The sequence below is a fragment of the Alcanivorax sp. HI0083 genome, from assembly GCF_001635175.1.
Genome location: NZ_LWFX01000514.1, coordinates 1 through 684, shown reverse-complemented (window position 1 = coordinate 684; position 684 = coordinate 1). Strand labels below are relative to the sequence as shown.

Below are 684 nucleotides of genomic sequence, written 5' to 3'. Positions count from 1 at the left end.
CCGATGCGATTACCTTCCGGCAGAGTGCCGGTGAGCGGCGCCAACCGATAGTGCTGGCGCAGGCCGGAGAAACGGCCAGCAAGCTGCTGGGGTGTTTCTCCCCGGGCCAGGGCCAGCGGTAGCTGGTCGCGATAGTCACGCAGGCGGCGGTGTAATGCGGCCAGCGGAGCCACGTCGGGGCCGCTGAGGCAGGCCTTGGCGGCGTAGCCGTTTTGTACCGCATCGCAACGCAGTATATAGCCCATGCCGATCCGGTAACGGCGCTTTCCCGGTCTGTTCAGGCCAAAGCGACGGCGGCTGGGTTGATTGGTAAAGCGCACCTTCGGCGGCCGGGCGGGATCGAACAGTTGGTGCGCACGCAGCCAGTCGCGAATCAGCAGTTCGCAATCCTGCTCGGTCATGCCCGGTTGCAGGGATCCAGCAATGATCTGCAGGCCTTTGTGGGCGTTCTGCCAGGCAGAGAGGTAAGGCGCCAGGGCCTGGGAATCCGGGGTCCAGAATGCGTTCATGAACGCCTCCACCGTGTTGTCGTTGGAATGTAACTCGATCATTACAGCGCTCAATGTCACGGTCAACCGCTATGACTGGCATTCTCACCCCGGGGATGGCTCCCCAGGGTCAATGTCGGGGTGTAACCGGGGGGCAATCCTTCGCGCAATCTTCACATTTTTCGCTGTCTGACTT

General features: G+C 62.1%; 1 protein-coding gene. It reads right to left on the bottom strand.

Annotation, left to right across the window (positions count from 1 at the left end):
* Positions 1 to 551, bottom strand: a 551-nt coding sequence (locus tag A3754_RS05275; RefSeq protein ID WP_156496818.1) for a hypothetical protein, incomplete at its 3' end; no start/stop codon positions are given.
* Positions 552 to 684 lie beyond the last annotated feature (133 nt).